General features: G+C 59.5%; 2 protein-coding genes. Both read left to right on the forward strand.

Annotation, left to right across the window (positions count from 1 at the left end; genetic code table 11):
- Window positions 1–103: helix-turn-helix domain-containing protein (locus CH341_RS32505; protein WP_146604770.1), on the forward strand; the 103-nt coding region annotated here is incomplete at its 5' end.
- 40 nt (window positions 104–143) lie between these two features.
- On the forward strand, window positions 144–274 hold a 131-nt coding region (locus tag CH341_RS32510; RefSeq protein ID WP_146604771.1), incomplete at its 3' end, for an NAD-binding protein.

Here is a 274-nt window from a genome sequence, read left to right on the forward strand (position 1 = left end):
CGCGCAGATCAACCGTTTTGGCGGCAATATCTCGCGCACGGCCGAGTTTGTCGGCATGGAACGCTCGGCCCTGCATCGCAAGCTGAAGAGCCTCGGGGTATAGAGCCTCACGGCGGCGGGATTCTCGCAACAAAGGACATTTCATGCGCGTCATCATTTGCGGCGCTGGCCAGGTCGGATACGGCATCGCGGAGAAACTGGCGACGGAGAACAACGATGTCACGGTGATCGATCGTTCGCCGCATCTGGTGAATGCCATTCGTGACACGCTGGA

This window comes from Rhodoplanes roseus (assembly GCF_003258865.1).
Lineage (GTDB): Bacteria > Pseudomonadota > Alphaproteobacteria > Rhizobiales > Xanthobacteraceae > Rhodoplanes > Rhodoplanes roseus.